The sequence below is a fragment of the Massilia arenae genome (assembly GCF_008014745.1).
GTDB classification, from domain to species: domain Bacteria; phylum Pseudomonadota; class Gammaproteobacteria; order Burkholderiales; family Burkholderiaceae_D; genus Telluria; species Telluria arenae.
On sequence record NZ_VPFD01000029.1, the window covers coordinates 39264 to 56313 of the forward strand.

Here is a 17050-nt window from a genome sequence, read left to right on the forward strand (position 1 = left end):
TTCAATCCGGGCCAGTATGCGCAACAAAGCTCATTTGATCCTGCCGGTGCTGTTCGCCATCGCCCTGGCCTTCCTGTTGCAACATTTTGTTGGCTCGATCGCCTGGGCCGGCCTGCTGGCCGTGATCACCTGGCCGTTGCACCAGCGCCTGCTGCGCCGCGGCTGGGCGCCGCTGGCCAGCGCAAGCTTCATGCTGCTGCTCCTGATCGTCAGCTTCGTCGGGCCGTCGGTGCTGCTGTTCCACACGCTCACCTACGAGCTGGCGAGCCTGCAGCGCATGCTCATCAGCTTCAACCAGACCGGGGTGCCGGTGCCGGACTGGCTGGCCAACCTGCCGCTGGTGGCCGAACCCGCCGTCAAGTGGTGGCTCGAGCACCTTGCCGTGCCGGGCGGACTCAACGCGCTGGTGCGCACCACGGTGGGCGACTTCATGCCGCACCTGACCGACACCGCACGCGTCTGGGGCTCCACGATCCTGGCCAACGCCCTGTACCTGTTCCTTACCCTGCTCACGCTGTTCGTGCTCTACGTGCACGGCTCGGCCGTCATGCACTACATCGACCGCGCCGGCGCGCGCCTGCTGCCCGACCAGTACACCAAGCTGCGGCGCGTGCTGCCGCTGTCGGTACGCGGCACCGCGCTGGGACTCGGTTCGATCGCGATCCTGGAAGGCATCGTGCTGGGCGTGGCCTACTGGGTGGCCGGCGCGCCGGCCCCGGTGCTGCTGGGCGTGATCACCGGCTACCTGGCCCTGATCCCGGGCGGCGCCCCGCTGTCGTTCACGATGGTGTCGCTGCTGCTGTTCGGCCAGGGCCATTCGGCCGAGGCGCTGGGCCTGTTCACCTGGGGCGCGGTCGAGCTGTTCCTGGTCGATAAATTCATCCGCCCGAAACTGATCGGGCAACGCGTCAACCTGCCCTTCCTGGCGGTGCTGTTCGGCCTGCTGGGCGGCGTCTCGACGCTGGGCGTGATCGGCCTGTTCGTCGGCCCGCTGATGATGGCGATCCTGTTCGGCTGGCTGCGTGACGAACCGCCGGGCACCGCGCTGCTGACGGTGCCGCCGCCGCAGGCGCCGGCCACCGAGGCGTCAGGCGACGCCGAGCGGATGCGCTAGCGAGTCGACCAGCGCGGCGGTTCCCACTGCCGCCGCGCGCTGGTGCAAGTCCCATAGTGCGCCCACGCGCAGGCCGGCCTGCACTGGCGCCAGCTCGGCAATGTCGAGTTCTTCCATCAAACCGATCAAAATCGCCAGCCCGCCCGGCAGGTGCGAGGCCCGCTCGGCCGCCGGATAGGCCAGGCGCACGCCGGCCACGTGGCCGATCCGGATGAAGTCCGCGCGCAGACGTTCGAGGCCGGCGCGACTCAACACCCCTTGCTCGCCGTGTAGTTGTGCGATCTCGGCCAGTGCGCGCACCGTGCCGCAGGCGCCATACGCCTGCTGCCAGCGCTGGGCGCCCAGCCTGGCCTCGGCGAAGCGGCTGCGGCTCGAACGCACCGCGGCGTCGAAACCGGCCGCGTCCAGGCGCCCATCCGGGAAAAAGGTCAGGCTCTGGCGCACGGCACCGACGGCGAACGATTCGATGCGCCGGATCGTGGCGCCCTGCCCCAGCACCAGCTCGGTCGAGCCGCTGCCGATATCCACCACCAGCCGCGCCGCGGTGTCCTGCGCGCCGAGCGTGGTCGCCACGCCCAGGTAGACCAGGCGCCCGGCTTCGTCGCCCGCGATCAGTTCGATCGGCCGGCCCAGCGCCTTGCCGGCGGCGGGCAGGAACAGCGCCGCATTGCGCGCCATGCGCAGGGCCGAGGTGGCCACCACGCGCACCGCCTGCGGGCGCCATGCATCGAGCGCACTGCGGAAGGCATCGAGGCAGTCCAGCGCGCGCCGCATGGCGGCCGTGCACAGCATGCCGTCCTCGTCGAGCGTCGCGGCCAGCCGGACCGGCTCGGCCATGGTGGCGACCAGGCGCAGCACGCCGTCCTCGACATGCCCGACGTGCAGGCGGAAACTGTCCGAGCCCAGCTCGACGGCGGCATAGATTGGTGATTCGCTATGTGAGGCTTGCATGGCATGTCCAGTTGAACAGGCCGCAGGATAAGCCGTGTCCGTGACATGCGCGTGACGGCGCGGCGCGAACTCTTTCTTAAGCGAGGCCGCTCAAACCTCGGCCAGCGTCTCGCTGGCCAGCTCCACCCGGTTGCGCCCCGCCTGGCGGGCCTGCTGCAAGGCCTCGTCGGCGCGCTGGAACAGGGTCGTGGTGCTGTCCTCGGGGCGGATGGTGGTCACGCCGAAGCTGGCGGTCAGCTTGATCATCGCGCGCTCGCCCTTGAACGGGGTCGACTCGATCGCGGCGCGGATGCGCTCGGCCACCAGCGCGGCCTCGGTGAGATTGGTGCGCGGCAGCAGGAGCGCGAACTCCACGCCGACCACGCGCCCCAGCTGGTCGCTGTCGCGCAGCTGGCGTCGGCACAGCTCGACCATCTGGCGGAGCACGACGTCGCCGGCCGGATGGCCGTAGCTGTCGTTGACGCGCTTGAAACCGTCCGGATCGAACACCACCAGCGAGGTCGGCTGGCCAGGACGGCGCGCCAGCGCCATCCACGGCCCCAGGAGCTGGAAGAAGCCGCGCCGGTTCGGCGCATCGGTCAGCGGATCGATCACCTCGGCGCGCTCGAGCGCGTCCTGCAGGCGTTCGCGCGTCAGCAGCAGCACGCCGAAGGCATTGCCGAGCATGAGCAGGTACAGGGCGCCGCTGGACAGCTGGCCCAGCAGCTCGCTCGTCAGCCAGCCCCAGCCACCCGGAAGCAGCAGCACCGACAGGCCGCGCGAGGCCACCACCAGGGCCAGCGCCATGCTGGCCAGCGCCAGGAAGCGCTGCAGCAGGCTGACGTCGCGCCAGCGCCAGGCCAGGGCCAGCGCGCCCGAGAAATAGAAGCCGCCCAGCAGCAGCGAGGCCGCCACGGCGCGCAAGGCTTCCTCGTCGATCAGGTAGCACAGGAAGAAACCGAGGATGGCGAGGCCGCCGACGATGATGGTCGGGGTGCGCCAGCCGCGTCGGCGCGCCGCTTCCCACGAGGCGCCGCCTTCGACCGCCACGCCGGCGAACAGCAAGGCATAGCCGCCCGGCACCGCGATCGGGGCCGGCACCACGCCGGCATCGCCCAGGGCCAGCAGCAGCCAGGCGCCGCCCTGGATCTGTTTCGACAGGCTCCACAGCACCAGCGCCGGCGAGCGGGTCGGTCCGTGATTGAAGAAGGTCAGCAGCGCGCACAGGGCCAGGTTGCCCAATGCCAGTACCAGGACCATGGTCGACGCGTCCAGCATCATTGTGTCAGTACTCATGTTCGACGTTCAAGGTGCCGTCGCCGACCTTGCTGGCCCAGGCGCGGGTGAAATAGTCCCGCTCCGCGTCCAGGGGCGGTTCGTGCCAGAACACGATCAGGGTGCCCTTGTGATCGTGCAACTGGGTGACTTTATCGACGAAACCGCCATCTCCAAAGCCGTCCGCCAGCGCTGCCGCGTAACCGTACACGCGCTGCAGCCGCTCCAGGCGGTCCGGCTCGGCCACGGCATTGGTCGCGGTCATGGTGGGATGGTCCAGGAACATGGGCTCTCCGTCGAAGCGGCCAGCTTATCAGAAGAAGATGCTTTGCAACAAGCCAACTCTTCCGCCTCGACGTTGCTCCTGGACATCAACGCCTTTGCCGGGTTCAGCCGGCGAAGCGGTTGAACACCTCGCGGATGGCCAATCCGCCGCCGCCGATCAGGACGGCGAAATACAGGATCGTCACGACATTGCTGACGTGGCCCAGCAGGATGCACAGGCCGTCGCGCTGCAACAGGCCGATCGCCAGGAACAGGATCGCCACCGCCGGAAAGGTATTGCTGAATGGAATCAGACCGAAGGGCATCATCAGCAACACGGCGCCCAGGATCAGGGCCAGGTTGTTGATGACCGCCATGGTGCCGCTCGCCACCAGCCACTGGATGCGGTTCGGGCGGCTGACCCGCTCGAGCTTTTTCAGCCACGACAAGGCCTTGCGCAGCAATGGGCGCAACTTACGGGTGCCGATGATGCGGTGCTCGATCTTCGACGGGATCCACAGGTTGCGGCCGAACAGGCGGCTGACGCTGATGAGCAGGATGGCGGCGCCGAACACGGTGCTCACGCCCGGGATCGACACCGGGATCAGGAACACCAGCGTCAGCAGGGTGACCAGGATCAGCAGGCCATCGTTGCCGACACGCTGTATCAGTTCGCTGAGGGTAATGCCGGTGCGCGGCAGGGAGCGGACCAGCGAGCGAAGCGTCTGGGAAATCGGGGCACTGTTCATTGCGTTTCTATTCCTGGAGTCAATGACGGAGCGACAGTATACGCGTTAGCGGGGATCGGCACTGTCGATTGCCGGGCAACCGTCATTGTGCACCGCGCCACCCCTCACACCGCATACGAATCCGCATCCATTTGCGCGGGGGCGACGTTGTTGTCAATACATGCCAAATCCCGGCATTGTGTTTACTGAACTGCAACTCCCCCAACCCGAAAGGATCGCCATGAAACACGCTTTTGCACTGGTCGTACTTGCCTGTACCTTACTTACACCCGCCCAAGCCGCTGTCGTCCATACCTCGTCCGCCGCCTTCCTGCCGCAAGTGGGGGGAGGCGCCTACACCGAAACTTTTGACACCGCCCTCTCGAACGCGCCACGCGCGCTCGACTACGCGCAAGGCGATTTCGCCTATACGGTCTTTGCCGGACGAGGCCTGTTCGGGAACGGCGACTTCCTGGGCACCTCGACTACCGCCAGTTCGCTGACCATCTCGTTCACGGGCGCCGACGTCACCGCCTTCGGCGCCAATTTCTACAACACCGGTGTCGACCTGGCCTTCCGTGCGGCCGAGATCATCATCGCGCTCAGCGACGGCACGATCACGCGCTTCACACCCAGCTCGGTCGAGGACAGTTACCGCGGCTTCACCTCGGACGTCGCCATTGCCTCCGTCACCCTCAGCAGCACGGACCTGCTCGATTTCGCCAGCCTCGACAACCTGACGGTCGGCGCCTGGATCGGCGAAGCCCCGGGCGAAGTGCCCGAGCCGGCCAGCCTGGGTCTGATCGGAATCGGCCTGGCCGGTCTGCTGGGCCAACGCCGCCGCGCATCGTCGGCCAATTAGACGGAAATAACCTGGCGCAAGTTACACGGGCCCCGCTTCCGGCAGAAGCGCGGTCCAAGACAGGCGTCGGGAAATCTTACATTGTCGAGAAAACGGCGAGGCGACGGCCAGGCAGGTCGTCTATCTTGATCTAAATCATTGTTCTTTAACAAATCTCGCGATCGGGCACAGGGCTTGCTTAGCAATATCCGTCGCAAACACATAACCACGATAACGAAGGGATTTGTCATGAAACAGCTACTCGCACTGCTCACCGTCTCCGCCTCGATGTTCGCCGCCCCTAGCCACGCCGCAGTGGTCTACACCTCAGCCGCCGACTTCCTGCCGCAAGTCGCCGCCGGCGCCTATACTGAAACCTTCAGCTCCCCTGATTTCAGCATCCCACCGACGATAAATTTTGCAGGCGGCGCTTATTCATACACCGCCTCCGCCCCTGACGGCGTATGGCTGAGCGGGAGTTTCCTGGGCACTTACAGATCCACCAACGCACTCGCCATCACGTTTACCGGTGCAACCGTGACTGCCATCGGCGGCAATTTCTTCAACTCCAGCAACGCCGATGAGTTCCTCAGCACCATGATCACCATCGCCCTTAGCGACGGCACCAACACCTCGTTGTCACCACTGTCGCTGGCGGACAGCTACCGCGGCTTCACGAGCCTGGTCGGCATCGCCTCGATCACCCTGACCGCCGCAACCGGCCTCAATTTCGCCTCGGTCGACAATCTGACGATCGGCACCGCCATCGACGAGCTTCCTGTCGACGTGCCGGAACCGGCCAGCATCGCCCTGCTGGGTGCGGGCCTGCTGGGTGTCGGCGCCCTGCGTCGTCGTCGCCAGTCTTGAACTAGCGCTCGCGCAAGAGCTTGAACTGCCGGGCCTGGCGGTGATGGCCGGCGACCGACTGCTTGATGTAGCGGGTGAGCGCGTCGCCGGTGAGCGAAAACGGATACAGGCCGGCCCGGGCCCGCTTTTCGGCGAATTCCGGGCTGGCCTCCATATTGTCGAAAGCCTGCACCCAGCGCCGGTAGTCGGCCTCGCGCACGTCCGGCCCCATCCACACGCCGCGGATCACGGGCCAGACCACGTCGTAGCCCTGTTCGCGCGCGGTCTTCACATTTGCCAGCGCACCCGGTAGCCGCTGTTCGGACAGTACCGCCAGCACCCTCACCTTGCCACCACCCGTGTACAGCAAGGCTTCGGAGGTGTCGCCCGACACCGCCTGCACATGGTTTTCCTGCATCGCGATGAACTGCTCGCCGCCGCCCTCGAGGGCGACGAAGCGCATCTTGCGCGGGTCGATGCCGGCCATTTGCGCCAGCAGCGCCATCTTGATCCAGTCCTGGCTGCCGACCGTGCCCGACATGCCGATCAAGACTTTTTTAGGATCGCGCTTCAGGGCGTTCAACAGATCGTCGAGCGACTGCCAGGGCGAATCGGCGCGCACCGCGATCATGCCGTAGTCGGCGCCGAAGGCCGCCACCCAGCGCACGTCGTCGACGTCGGCGTCGCCGAATTTGCCCAGCGCGAGATTCAGTACCGAACCGCCGGAAAACGTGACCAGGGTATTGGCTTCGGCGCGGCGCTGCGACACGATGGTGTGCCAGGCCACCGCGCCCACCCCGCCCGGCAGGTAGCTCAGTTGCAGCTCGGGCGCGCCTGGCTGCCCGTGCAGGGCTTTCTGGGCCAGCTTGCAGGTCAGGTCCATGCCGCCGCCGGGCTTGGACGGGATCAGGCATTCCGCCCCGCGCGGCTGGGCGCCGCCGGGCGCGGCCAGCGCCAGGCCCAGGATGGCGAGGAAGGTGTGCACGAATCTCATGGGACGCATGATAGCGCCATGCCGGCCGCGGTGCCGGTCCGGCTCAGAAACGATGCTGCATGCCGGCGCTGACGCCGCTCTGGGTCGTGCCGAATCCGGGGTCGTCGCGCGACAGGCCGACGAGCTGGCCATGGTCGGCTTTCGCGTGCGCCACCGACAGATAAAGGTCGGTGCGCTTGGACAGCGCCAGCATGCCGCGCACGACGAACATCGTCGGGTCGGCATCCTCGAGGGCTGGCACGTCCTTCGTGTTCACGTGATAGACGGCGCCGGTCAGGGTCACGCTGTCGATCGTGCGCGAGATGCCACCCCAATACGTGTCGGCGCGCAGGTCGGCGCCGGCGCGGGCCGCGTCGAGCTTATAGCCGCGCATGCCGGCGGTGTAGCGCCACTTGCCTGTTCGATAATCCGCGCCAAGGTGGTAGGCGCGGGTTTCGTCGCGCGCCGGCAGGCCGGCTACCGCATTGCCGTTGATCTGCTCATACGAGGCCATCAGCCCGAGGCCGCTATCGCCGAACCACGAGCCGCCCACCGCCAGCTTGCGGCCCTCGGCCAGGCTCCCCGAGCGCTCGCCCAGGCCGACCGTGGCCCCATAGGTGAAGCCGCCGCTTTTTCCCGTGTACTTGACCAGGTTGTCGAACTGGGTCGTCATGCCGTACTTCGACGGCCCGGTGGCGCTGGCGCCGGTGGCCCAGGAATAATTGGGGGCGAAGCCCAGCGGATCGAACTTGATCACCAGCTCGTAGGTGGTGGTGAACGAGCGGCCGATGACGATGCGCCCGAGCGAACCGTCCAGGCCGACCCAGGCCTGGCGCTTGAACACGGCGCCGTCGCTTTCGCCGGTATCCATCAGGATGCCGCCTTCGAGCTGCCAGATCGCCTTCAGGCCGCCGCCCAGGTCTTCGCTGCCGCGAAAGCCCCAGCGCGAGGTGTTCTTGCCACCCGAGATGACGCGCACCATGTTTCCGCTGTTTTCGCTGGGATGGTTGACGTACTCGACGCCGGCATCGATCAGGCCATAGACCTGTACATTGCTCTGGGCGTGGACGGAATGGTTCAGGGAAAGCGCTGCCAGGACGGCGAGCGCGAGGGCCGACTGCTTCATGGTGTCTCCGAATCTTGTTATGGTTGTGCTGCTTTATCGCTCGACTATATGCGGCGCCAGCTTTCAGTTTGCTTTCAACAGCTGCCCTTTCCACGGCCCCGCCATTGCGCTTACACTGACGCGATGAGAATCCTGCTAGTTGAAGACCACGTCGAGCTGTCGCACTGGGTGTCGAAGGCGCTGCGCGACGCCCATCTGACCGTCGAATGCGCGAGCACCGGCGCCGATGCCGACGCCCTGCTGCACACCCAGGACTACGCGCTGGTGATCCTGGACCTGACCCTGCCGCGCATGGATGGCCTGGACGTGCTGCGCCGCCTGCGCGCCCGCGGCGGTGCACGCGGCGGCACGCCGGTGCTGATCCTGACCGCGCGCGGCGGCCTGGAAGACAAGGTGCAGGGCCTGAACCTGGGCGCCGACGACTACCTGGCCAAACCGTTCGAACTGGCCGAACTCGAAGCGCGCGTCAAAGCGCTGCTGCGCCGGCGCAGCGGCAACGAGGCGCTGGTGCACCGCTGCGGCCAGCTCGCCTTCGACACGGTCTCGCGCATGTTTTCCTATTGCGGCGAGCCATTGGCGCTGACGCCGCGCGAGCACGCGGTGCTCGAAGCGCTGATCGCCAGGCCAGGCCGCGCGCTGTCGAAGGAAAAGCTGTTCCAGGAAGTGTTCGCCCTGAGCGACGACGCCAACCTCGACGCCATCGAGCTGTACATCCACCGCATTCGCAAGAAGCTCGAGCGCCCGGGGGGCGACGCCGCCATCGTCACCCTGCGCGGCATCGGCTACCTGATGCAAGAAAAGCCCGCCTGAGGCCATGGCTCAGCGCATCTCCCTGCTGCAACGCGCCGCGGCCCGGCCGCTCGGCAGCCTGCGCCAGCAGCTGCTGCGCTGGCTGATCCTGCCGCTGGTGGCGCTGGTCGCACTGAATGCCGTGTCGCTGTACCGCGACGCGCTGGAGGCGGCCGACGTGGCCTATGACCGTTCGCTGCTGTCGTCCACGCGTGCACTGGCCGAGCGCGTCACGGTCAGGGACGGCAAGGTGGTCGCCAACGTGCCTTATGTGGCGCTGGACAGTTTCGAGACCGATACCCTGGGCCGCATCTACTACAAGGTCACCGGCCTGGATGGCGAGACCGTCAGCGGCTACGGCGACCTGCCGCCGGTGCCGTCCGACGTGCCGCGCAGCGACCTGTATCCGGCCCTCGTGCGCTTCTACCACGCCAGCTATAACGGCGAGCCGGTACGCATCGCGGCCCTGCTGCAGCCGGTCTACGACGATTCGATGCGCGGCATCGCCCTGATCCAGGTTGGCGAGACGCTCGACGCGAGGAATGCCCTGTCGCGCGACATCCTGCTCAACACCCTGTGGCGCCAGGCACTGCTGGTGCTGGCGGTGGCGGCGCTGGTGTGGTTTGCGGTGCGCCTGGTGCTGCGGCCGCTGATGCGGCTCAAGAACGAGGTCGAGACGCGCCCGCTGTCCGACCTGTCGACCATCGACCAGGCCCTGGTGCACAAGGAGGTGCGGCCGCTGGTGGCGGCCATGAACGGCACCATGGCGCGCATGCAGGACCTGATCGCCAGCCAGCGCCGCTTCATCGCCGACGCCTCGCATCAACTGCGCACCCCGCTCGCGGTGCTCAAGACCCAGGCCGCGCTGGCCCTTCGCGAAAACGATCCGGCGGCGATGCGCGCCATCGTGAGTTCGATCGCCGGCACCACCGACTCGGCCATCCACCTGGCCAACCGCCTGCTGGTGCTGGCGCGCATCGAGCATGGCGGCGGCGGAGAGCAAGTGCAGCCGGTAGCGCTAGCGGCCATTGCGCGCCAGGTGGGCCTGGAGCTGGCCCTGCCGGCGGTGCAGAAGAGCCTCGACCTGGCGCTCGAAGCACAGGCCGACGCCGACACCATGGTCGTCGGCCGGGAACTGCTGCTGCACGAACTGGTGGCGAACCTGGTCGACAACGCGATCCGCTACACGCCGGCTGGCGGCAGCGTGCTGCTGTGGGTTGGGCGGCGCGACGACCGAGTCGTGCTGGCGGTGAGCGACAGCGGCCCGGGCATCGTCGAGGCCGAGATCGACAAGGTGGTGATGCCCTTCTACCGCGCCCAGTCCACGCTGGAAGCCAATCCCGGCGGCACCGGCCTCGGATTGGCGATCGTGCGCGACGTCGCCAGCCTGCACGGCGCCACCCTGGCGCTCGGACGCTCGGACGCTGGCGGCCTGAAAGTCGAGGTGATCTTCGATGTGCCGCGCGCTGAAAGCTGATTGAAAGCTTGCGCGGCCTATAGTTGGCGAAAACGGGGCAGAGCCCCATTACGACAACGATCGGAGACATCATGAAGCAGCCTGCTTTCGCGCGCGCCGTCCTGGCCACGCCATCCCTTATCCCCCGCGGAGCATGACATGCTGACCATCCTCGCCTATTCGATGATCATCGTCTTCATGTTCCTGATCATGACCAAGCGCCTGCCAGCGCTGGTCGCGCTGATCGTCGTGCCGATCGCCTTCGGCCTGATCGGCGGCTTCGGCGCCGGCCTCGGCCCGATGATGCTGGACGGGATCCGCTCGCTGGCCCCCACTGGCGTCATGCTGATGTTCGCCATCCTGTATTTCGGCGTCATGATCGACGCCGGCCTGTTCGATCCGGTCGTGCGCATCATCCTGAAACTGGTGCAGGGCGACCCGATGAAGATCGTGGTCGGCACCGCGGCGCTGGCGATGTTCATCTCGCTCGACGGCGACGGCGCCACCACCTATATGATCACGGTGTCGGCCATGCTGCCGCTGTACATGCGCCTGGGGATGAGCCGCCTGGTGATGGCCTGCGTCATCATGCTGGCCGGCGGCGTCTTCAATATCCTGCCGTGGGGCGGCCCGACGGCGCGCGCCGCCACCGCGCTGGGCGTGGACGTGAGCGACATCTTCGTGCCGATGATCCCGGCGATGGCCGTGACCGCCGTGTGGGTGTTGTTCGTCGCCTATATGCTGGGCATGAAGGAGCGCAAGCGCCTGGGCACCGTAAGCCTGCCGGGCCAGGCCAGGGCCGAGGTCAGGAAAGCGGCGCCAGCGCCCGTCCTGCAGCCGGCTTTCAATGAACTTGCCGTCGCCGGCAGCATGAACGGCACCACCGGCCAATGGAGCGCCGCCCCGGCCGCCGCCGCGCGCGAAGGCAATGTGCATGCATTCGCCGCTGGCCGCATCGAGGCCGATGCCGGCGCAGTGGGTGGCTCGGGCGGCTCGGGCAATTCGGGCGGTGGCGACGAGCCGCCGGTCGGCGTGTCCTCGCCCGACACCGCACGTCCCAAGCTGATCTGGGTGAATTTCCTGTTGACCGTGGCGCTGCTGGTGCTGCTGGTGCTGGGCGCCCTGCCGCTGCCGGTGCTGTTCATGATCTTCTTCGCGATCGCCATCACCGTGAACTATCCGGGCCTGGAGGCGCAGAAGGCGCGCATCGAGGCGCATGCGGCCAATGTGCTGCCGGTGGTGTCGCTGATCTTCGCTGCCGGCATCTTCGTCGGCATCCTGCAGGGCACGAAAATGGTCGACGCCATCGCCCTGAGCGTAATCGCAGCGGTGCCGGACTGGATGGGGCCTTATATGGCGATCGTCACCGGCCTGCTGAGCATCCCGTTCACCTTCTTCATCTCGAACGACGCCTTCTATTTCGGCGTGGTGCCGGTGCTGGCCAAGGCGGCCGAGGTGTATGGCATCACGGCGGCTGAGATCGGCCGCGCCTCGGTGATCGGCCAGCCGGTCCACCTGCTCAGCCCGCTGGTCGCTTCGACTTACCTGCTGGTCGGCATGTGCAAGGTCGAATTCGGCGACCATCAGCGCTACACCCTGATCTGGTCGATCTCGGCCTCACTGGTGATGCTGGTGGCCGCTGTCATCTTTGGCGTGGTGCCGCTGATGGGATCAGGAGCCTGATGTCATTTTCTGAAATGGATGCGATGGCGACTGTGCCCGGCCAGGTTATAGCCATTGCAGCCTCGAAACAGGGGCGAAGCTCTTGCACGCATTAGTTGCGATATAGTTAGCGAAATGAATCCCCTACTCTCAATCTAGTACGTGCGCGTTCCGCGTTGAGCAAGGGCCTGATACAAAGCATCCTTGTGCACTTTCGGGACGATCCAGTTTTTGTAGGTCCAGTTGAAAGTTGTTCCCGCGAAAGACGAACAAACGGCTTTCACGCTGTTGTTGACCGTGATTTGGCAGGTCACAGCCACATCACCGCTGGGAAGGTCGGAGGTTTGTACTGCGCCTTCCTTCTCGCCCTCACGCAAGATAAAAATGGCCATTTCGTTTTCCTTATTCGACAATGGCCCGCAACCGGGCAAGTGCGTCCTCGACCACAAATTCAGGTGCAGTCTCAATTTTCTTTGCCCCTCGAGCTGCCAAGTCCATCGTCCGAATCATGTTTACCAGCGCGACGCCTTGAGTCTCCGTACCGGATCCGCTCAATGGCACTGCAAAGCCTGCATAGCGCGCCAAATCGCCACCTTGGGTAATTGGGGCCACCAACGCCACCCCCATGAGATTGAACGCGGCCGGCGAAAGGACAAGGGCGGGACGAAAGTCGCCTTGCTGCTCTCGTCCAACAGTTGGGTTGAGGCATACGCGGACGATATCCCCACGGTTGAACGTGGTACGCCTCACCATACTTCGTGACCTACCGGTTTGCTACGCTCCCAGGCCTCAGCGTCCACAGGAGGCGCCGCCTTCAAATCACATTGCGCCATTAGATCAGCGAGAGAATAGGATTTGCGGGCAGGCCGCAACACCAGCCCTTCCGGTTTCATATCAGCGCTCAGCCTGTCGCCAAGTGCAACGCCTAATTGGCTCAACAAAGTTGACGGCAGTCGGACAGCCGCGCTATTACCCCATTTTTGAATCGCGAGTTCCATGATTACACCTCCAATGTAGATACATTGTATTACCGAAAATCTGCTGCGACAAGAGAATTCTACAATGTAGATACGTCTCACAATATCGTCTGGCACATCCCCTCGGACCTCCCTTGTCACACTCGAAGGTACGGGCAGACGCGATACGAGCGACGCCGACCGGCCGCGCAGCTCGCATATACTCCCCCCATGCCCGCCCCCCTCGACCGCCCCGCCACCGACCACACCCACCCGCCCCTGGTCCGCACCGACGGCGACCGCCGCACCCTCGAATTCAAGCCCGGCGACGTCCAGAGCGAGATGCTGGTCTCGCGGCCCGACGCGCTGGTGCTGGAATACACGCGCGCCATGATGTGCTTTGCGCTGTTCGTGCCCGATCCGCATCACATCGTGATGGTCGGCCTGGGCGGCGGCTCGCTGGCCAAGTTCTGCCACCGCCATTTTCCGCGCGCCCGCATCACCGTTCTCGAGATTCGCGACGACGTGATCGCCCTGCGCGACCAGTTCTGCCTGCCGCCCGACGACGCCCGCTTGCGTGTCCTGCACTGCGATGCGGCCGACTACCTGGCGCGCATGCCAGGCTGCTGCGACGTGCTGCTGGTCGACGGCTTCGACAGCCAGGGCCTGCCATCCGTGCTGGCAGGCAGCGCCTTCTACGCCGCCTGCCGGCGCGCCCTGCACCCGGGCGGCGTGCTGGTGGCGAACGTGTTTACCTACGATCCCCAATATGCGGGCGTGTTGCAGCGATTGCGCGCCGCCTTCGACGGCCGCCTGGCCTGGTTTACCCGCATCGCCGGCAATAACCGCATCCTGTACGCGATCCGCCCCGCCCACCCGGGCACCATACCGGGCCGCGGCGAACGCCTGCTTACCCGCATGGCATGCAAGGAAGGCCGCGGCCTGGGCTGGAGCAACCGCCTGCTGGCACGCCTTCTCGTCGCCTGGCTGGCGCGACGCCGGGTGTGAACGTGTGGACGAAATGTCTCGCACGATAGGATTCGTTTGCGAGCCGATCGCGTTTATGACACACTTGCGCGGATTAATGCCTACCGGCAAGCAGTTTTCTGTCAACACACCCACACAGTCAGACGATAGTCCAGGAACACAACCCGATGCCGCGCCGACCGATCCGTTCACTGACACTCGCGGCGGCCCTCACATTGGGCGGCGGCCTGGCCGCTTCCTTCGGCCTGTTCGTGGGCGTCAGCCACCTCGAGTACGACAATATGGCGCTGGCTTTCGGCCAGCGCGCCGACGAGCGGGTGGCGGCGGTGCGCCAGGGGATGGACGGGGCGATCGAGGTGCTGGCGGTGACCAACCAGCTGTTCTCGAACGGCGAGCCGGTCAGCCGCGAGCGCTTCGCAGACTTCACCTCGCGCCTGCTGGATCGGCACCGTTTCATACAAGCCTTCCATTACCACCGGGTGGTGCCGGCCCACGAGCGCGCGGCGGTCGAGGCCGAGTTGCAGCGCGTGCGGCCCGGCGCCGTCCTGACGGAAATGACACCAAACGGTCTGGCGCCGGCGCCGGCGCGCGGCCGCTACCACGTGATCGAGTACGTCGAGCCGATGGTCGGCAACGAAGGCGCCTTCGGCCTGGACCTGGGCCGCGATGCATCGCTCATGACCGCGCTCGACGAAGCGAAGAACAGCCGCCAGCCCACCGCGACCAGCCTGTTCACGCTGAGGCGGACGGGGGCCACGGTCTTCGACCTGGTCATGCCGGTGTTCGGTAAGCGCGGCGAACTGCTCGGCAATACGGCGGCCGTCGTCCGCGGCAAGGAACTGGTGCACCAGTCGCTGCTCGAGACCGGCCTGCTGGACCGCACCGACATCTTCGTGTCGGTGTATGCCGGCGAGCACGCCGATCCGGCGGCCTTGCTGATGTCGACCGGCCCTACCGCGCCCCGGGCGCGCCCGGCGCTCATCAGTTGGCTGCGGCCGGACCATGGCGCCCGCGCCACCGTGCTGAAGGCCGGCGGACGCCCATGGCGGGTCGAGGTCGCCGCCGCGCCGCGTCCCTTCCTGGCCGACCACATGGCCTCGGTGGCGCTGCTGGTGGGCGGCATCCTGGTGACCCTGCTCGGCACCGCCTTCGTCCAGTCGGCGGGGATGCGCGCGCGCAAGGTCCAGCAACTGGTGCGCCAGCGCACCTCGGACCTGCGCCGCAGCAACCGCCGCCTGATCGAGGACATGGCCGCGCGCGAGCGCGCCGAGAAGGCACTGCTGCAAAGCGAGCAGCGCTTCCGCCAGCTGGTCGCGATGTCGTCCGACTGGTATTGGGAGCAGGACCGGGATTTCCGCTTCACGATGATCACCGGCGGCTTCACCGAGAAGTCTGGCGTGGCGGTCCAGGGGCTGATCGGCAAGACGCGCTGGGAATACGTGCCAGGCCTGCTCGACAACGAGAGCGGGCGCGAGCACCTGGCCAAGATGCAGGCCCACGAAGCCTTCGCCAACCTGGAATATCAAGTGGTCGACGACCATGGCGACACCCGCTGGTTCTGCGTGAACGGCCAGCCCGTGTTCGATGACGATGACGTGCTGCAGGGCTACCGCGGGACCGGCAGCGACATCACCGAGCGCAAGCTGACCGAGCAGCGCGTGCACCACGTGGCCCAGCACGACGTGCTGACCGGCCTGCCCAACCGCTCGCTGCTGCAGGATCGCCTGGGCCAGGCGATCGCCTACGCCAACCGCGGCGGCCGTCCGGTATGGGTGATGCTGATCGACCTCGACCGCTTCAAGTTCGTCAACGACAGCATGGGCCACAAGGCCGGCGACGTGCTGCTGGTGACGGTGGCGGCGCGCCTGCGCTCGTCGCTGCGCGATGCCGACACCGTGGCGCGCCTGTCGGGCGACGAATTCGTGGTGATCCTCAACGAGCATGCCGACGAGCCGCTCGCTCCGGCCATCGTGCAGCGGGTGATGGATGCGGTGGCGCAGCCGGTCATGCTCGGCAACAAGGAATTCTTCGTCACCTGCTCGATCGGCGTGGCGGTGTATCCGAGCGAAGGCACGTCGAGCGACAACCTGATCGAACATGCCGACATCGCCATGTACCGCGCCAAGAAACTGGGCCGCAATAACTTCCAGTTCTATACCCCGGCCATGAACGAGGAATCGCTGGAGCGGGTACGCATCGAAAGCGCGTTGCGCAATGCCTTGGAGCGCAATGAATTCGTGCTGCACTATCAGCCGCAGGTCGACCTCAAGAGCGGCCAGATCGTGGGCATGGAAGCGCTGATCCGCTGGAACCATCCGGAGCTGGGCATGGTGCCGCCGGGCCGCTTCGTCGGCGTGGCCGAGGAGACCGGCCTGATCGTCCCGATCGGGGCCTGGGTGATGCGCACCGCCTGCGCCCAGAACAAGGCCTGGCAGGATGCCGGCTACCAGCGCCTGCGGGTGGCGGTGAACCTGTCGGCGCGCCAGTTCGGCGCCCCCGACCTGCTGCAAAGCCTGGAATCGGCGCTGAACGACACCGGCCTGGATCCGGCCTGCCTCGAGATCGAGCTGACCGAAAGCCTGTTCATGAGCGACGTCACGCCGGCGGTGGAGCTGCTGCACCGGATGAAAGCGCTGGGGGTGAACCTGTCGATCGACGATTTCGGCACCGGCTACTCGAGCTTTTCCTACCTGTCGCGCTTCCCGATCGATGTGCTCAAGATCGACCGCTCCTTCGTGGCCGACATCACGCATGACGCCAACGACGCCGCGATCGTGACCTCGATCATCGCCCTGGCCCACAACCTGAAGCTGGCGGTGATCGCCGAGGGAGTCGAAACAGCGGAACAGCTCGACTACCTGCGCAGACGCGGCTGCGACGAGATGCAGGGCTATTACTTCAGCAAGCCGCTGGCGGCCGACGATTTCGAGCAGCTGCTGCGCCAGCGCCGTGCGCTGCCGGCGCAGATCGTCGAGCAGGAAGCGTCGCTGCCCGTTTAAATCGTCGCTGAGGCGGCGCCGCAACGCCCCTATCCGGGAAGCATGAGAATTGCCTTCTCGAAAACATTTCCATAGCCACTTGATTATCGGTGGACGTACAATAC

The 17050-nt window shown here is 66.1% G+C and carries 17 protein-coding genes; 8 read left to right on the forward strand and 9 right to left on the reverse strand.

Annotated elements, in window-relative coordinates; genetic code table 11:
- The first annotated feature begins 16 nt into the window (after positions 1–16).
- Positions 17–1114: an AI-2E family transporter gene (locus FVD38_RS21790; RefSeq protein ID WP_147936724.1), complete on the forward strand. Its 1098-nt coding sequence runs from the start codon at positions 17–19 to the stop codon at positions 1112–1114.
- On the opposite strand, the gene FVD38_RS21795 is transcribed toward FVD38_RS21790, so the two are convergent.
- From FVD38_RS21795 to FVD38_RS21810, 4 genes are all read right to left on the reverse strand, one after another.
- Positions 1088–2065, reverse strand: a complete 978-nt coding sequence (locus tag FVD38_RS21795; protein WP_147936725.1) for a Ppx/GppA phosphatase family protein — start codon at positions 2063–2065, stop codon at positions 1088–1090. The two genes, FVD38_RS21790 and FVD38_RS21795, sit on opposite strands and share 27 nt — an antisense overlap.
- Before the next feature lie 90 nt (positions 2066–2155).
- Positions 2156–3340 (reverse strand): GGDEF domain-containing protein, encoded by a 1185-nt coding sequence (locus FVD38_RS21800; protein WP_229493891.1) that lies wholly within the window; start codon positions 3338–3340, stop codon positions 2156–2158.
- Positions 3330–3605: a hypothetical protein gene (locus tag FVD38_RS21805; protein ID WP_123068906.1), complete on the reverse strand. Its 276-nt coding sequence runs from the start codon at positions 3603–3605 to the stop codon at positions 3330–3332. The genes FVD38_RS21800 and FVD38_RS21805 overlap by 11 nt, the downstream gene beginning before the upstream one ends.
- Positions 3606–3708: 103 nt before the next feature.
- Positions 3709–4332 (reverse strand): exopolysaccharide biosynthesis protein, encoded by a 624-nt coding sequence (locus FVD38_RS21810; RefSeq protein ID WP_123068905.1) that lies wholly within the window; start codon positions 4330–4332, stop codon positions 3709–3711.
- 220 nt (positions 4333–4552) lie between these two features.
- Between FVD38_RS21810 and FVD38_RS21815 the strand changes: the two genes are divergently transcribed.
- Both FVD38_RS21815 and FVD38_RS21820 read left to right on the forward strand, forming a co-directional pair.
- On the forward strand, positions 4553–5173 hold the full coding sequence (locus FVD38_RS21815; protein ID WP_222706956.1) for a PEP-CTERM sorting domain-containing protein: 621 nt from the start codon (positions 4553–4555) through the stop codon (positions 5171–5173).
- A 228-nt stretch (positions 5174–5401) separates the two neighbouring features.
- Positions 5402–6019, forward strand: a complete 618-nt coding sequence (locus FVD38_RS21820) for a PEP-CTERM sorting domain-containing protein (protein ID WP_147936727.1) — start codon at positions 5402–5404, stop codon at positions 6017–6019.
- A 1-nt stretch (position 6020) separates the two neighbouring features.
- On the opposite strand, the gene FVD38_RS21825 is transcribed toward FVD38_RS21820, so the two are convergent.
- Positions 6021–7001 carry a tripartite tricarboxylate transporter substrate binding protein gene (locus FVD38_RS21825; protein ID WP_123068902.1) on the reverse strand — a complete coding sequence of 327 codons (981 nt, stop codon included), beginning with the start codon at positions 6999–7001 and terminating at the stop codon, positions 6021–6023.
- Positions 7002–7035: 34 nt separating this feature from the next.
- Positions 7036–8097: a porin gene (locus tag FVD38_RS21830; RefSeq protein WP_147936728.1), complete on the reverse strand. Its 1062-nt coding sequence runs from the start codon at positions 8095–8097 to the stop codon at positions 7036–7038.
- Positions 8098–8220: 123 nt separating this feature from the next.
- Here FVD38_RS21830 and FVD38_RS21835 point away from each other — a divergent pair, with 123 nt between their 5' ends.
- The 3 genes from FVD38_RS21835 to FVD38_RS21845 all read left to right on the forward strand — a co-directional run bounded on the left by FVD38_RS21835 (position 8221) and on the right by FVD38_RS21845 (position 12025).
- Positions 8221–8907, forward strand: coding sequence for a response regulator (locus FVD38_RS21835; protein ID WP_040777660.1), 687 nt, complete (start codon positions 8221–8223; stop codon positions 8905–8907).
- 4 nt (positions 8908–8911) lie between these two features.
- Positions 8912–10363: a sensor histidine kinase gene (locus tag FVD38_RS21840; RefSeq protein ID WP_147936729.1), complete on the forward strand. Its 1452-nt coding sequence runs from the start codon at positions 8912–8914 to the stop codon at positions 10361–10363.
- A gap of 138 nt (positions 10364–10501) precedes the next feature.
- Positions 10502–12025, forward strand: coding sequence for a CitMHS family transporter (locus FVD38_RS21845; protein WP_147936730.1), 1524 nt, complete (start codon positions 10502–10504; stop codon positions 12023–12025).
- 134 nt (positions 12026–12159) lie between these two features.
- Here FVD38_RS21845 and FVD38_RS21850 read toward each other — a convergent pair whose 3' ends face one another.
- From FVD38_RS21850 to FVD38_RS21860, 3 genes are read right to left on the reverse strand one after another with little or no spacing between them, the layout of a single operon-like run.
- The gene (locus FVD38_RS21850; protein WP_147936731.1) at positions 12160–12396 is read right to left on the reverse strand and encodes a hypothetical protein; all 237 of its coding nucleotides are present in this window, start codon (positions 12394–12396) and stop codon (positions 12160–12162) included.
- A gap of 10 nt (positions 12397–12406) precedes the next feature.
- The gene (locus FVD38_RS21855) at positions 12407–12757 is read right to left on the reverse strand and encodes a type II toxin-antitoxin system ChpB family toxin (protein WP_147936732.1); all 351 of its coding nucleotides are present in this window, start codon (positions 12755–12757) and stop codon (positions 12407–12409) included.
- On the reverse strand, positions 12751–13002 hold the full coding sequence (locus tag FVD38_RS21860) for an AbrB/MazE/SpoVT family DNA-binding domain-containing protein (protein WP_147936733.1): 252 nt from the start codon (positions 13000–13002) through the stop codon (positions 12751–12753). Before FVD38_RS21860 ends, FVD38_RS21855 begins: the two co-directional genes overlap by 7 nt.
- Before the next feature lie 189 nt (positions 13003–13191).
- Between FVD38_RS21860 and FVD38_RS21865 the strand changes: the two genes are divergently transcribed.
- Both FVD38_RS21865 and FVD38_RS21870 read left to right on the forward strand, forming a co-directional pair.
- A complete protein-coding gene (locus FVD38_RS21865; protein WP_147936734.1) occupies positions 13192–13968 on the forward strand; it encodes a fused MFS/spermidine synthase in 777 nt (258 codons plus the stop codon).
- 146 nt (positions 13969–14114) lie between these two features.
- Positions 14115–16946 carry a bifunctional diguanylate cyclase/phosphodiesterase gene (locus FVD38_RS21870; RefSeq protein WP_147936735.1) on the forward strand — a complete coding sequence of 944 codons (2832 nt, stop codon included), beginning with the start codon at positions 14115–14117 and terminating at the stop codon, positions 16944–16946.
- Positions 16947–17050 lie beyond the last annotated feature (104 nt).

Coding starts and splice junctions, on each gene's coding strand:
- FVD38_RS21850 (WP_147936731.1), bottom strand. CDS start 12,396: ATGGCCATTTTTATCTTGCGTGAGGGCGAGAAGGAAGGCGCAGTACAA.
- FVD38_RS21810 (WP_123068905.1), bottom strand. CDS start 4,332: ATGAACAGTGCCCCGATTTCCCAGACGCTTCGCTCGCTGGTCCGCTCC.
- FVD38_RS21840 (WP_147936729.1), top strand. CDS start 8,912: ATGGCTCAGCGCATCTCCCTGCTGCAACGCGCCGCGGCCCGGCCGCTC.
- FVD38_RS21790 (WP_147936724.1), top strand. CDS start 17: ATGCGCAACAAAGCTCATTTGATCCTGCCGGTGCTGTTCGCCATCGCC.
- FVD38_RS21835 (WP_040777660.1), top strand. CDS start 8,221: ATGAGAATCCTGCTAGTTGAAGACCACGTCGAGCTGTCGCACTGGGTG.
- FVD38_RS21860 (WP_147936733.1), bottom strand. CDS start 13,002: ATGGAACTCGCGATTCAAAAATGGGGTAATAGCGCGGCTGTCCGACTG.
- FVD38_RS21830 (WP_147936728.1), bottom strand. CDS start 8,097: ATGAAGCAGTCGGCCCTCGCGCTCGCCGTCCTGGCAGCGCTTTCCCTG.
- FVD38_RS21855 (WP_147936732.1), bottom strand. CDS start 12,757: ATGGTGAGGCGTACCACGTTCAACCGTGGGGATATCGTCCGCGTATGC.
- FVD38_RS21865 (WP_147936734.1), top strand. CDS start 13,192: ATGCCCGCCCCCCTCGACCGCCCCGCCACCGACCACACCCACCCGCCC.
- FVD38_RS21815 (WP_222706956.1), top strand. CDS start 4,553: ATGAAACACGCTTTTGCACTGGTCGTACTTGCCTGTACCTTACTTACA.
- FVD38_RS21795 (WP_147936725.1), bottom strand. CDS start 2,065: ATGCAAGCCTCACATAGCGAATCACCAATCTATGCCGCCGTCGAGCTG.
- FVD38_RS21870 (WP_147936735.1), top strand. CDS start 14,115: ATGCCGCGCCGACCGATCCGTTCACTGACACTCGCGGCGGCCCTCACA.
- FVD38_RS21800 (WP_229493891.1), bottom strand. CDS start 3,340: ATGAGTACTGACACAATGATGCTGGACGCGTCGACCATGGTCCTGGTA.
- FVD38_RS21825 (WP_123068902.1), bottom strand. CDS start 7,001: ATGCGTCCCATGAGATTCGTGCACACCTTCCTCGCCATCCTGGGCCTG.
- FVD38_RS21805 (WP_123068906.1), bottom strand. CDS start 3,605: ATGTTCCTGGACCATCCCACCATGACCGCGACCAATGCCGTGGCCGAG.
- FVD38_RS21845 (WP_147936730.1), top strand. CDS start 10,502: ATGCTGACCATCCTCGCCTATTCGATGATCATCGTCTTCATGTTCCTG.
- FVD38_RS21820 (WP_147936727.1), top strand. CDS start 5,402: ATGAAACAGCTACTCGCACTGCTCACCGTCTCCGCCTCGATGTTCGCC.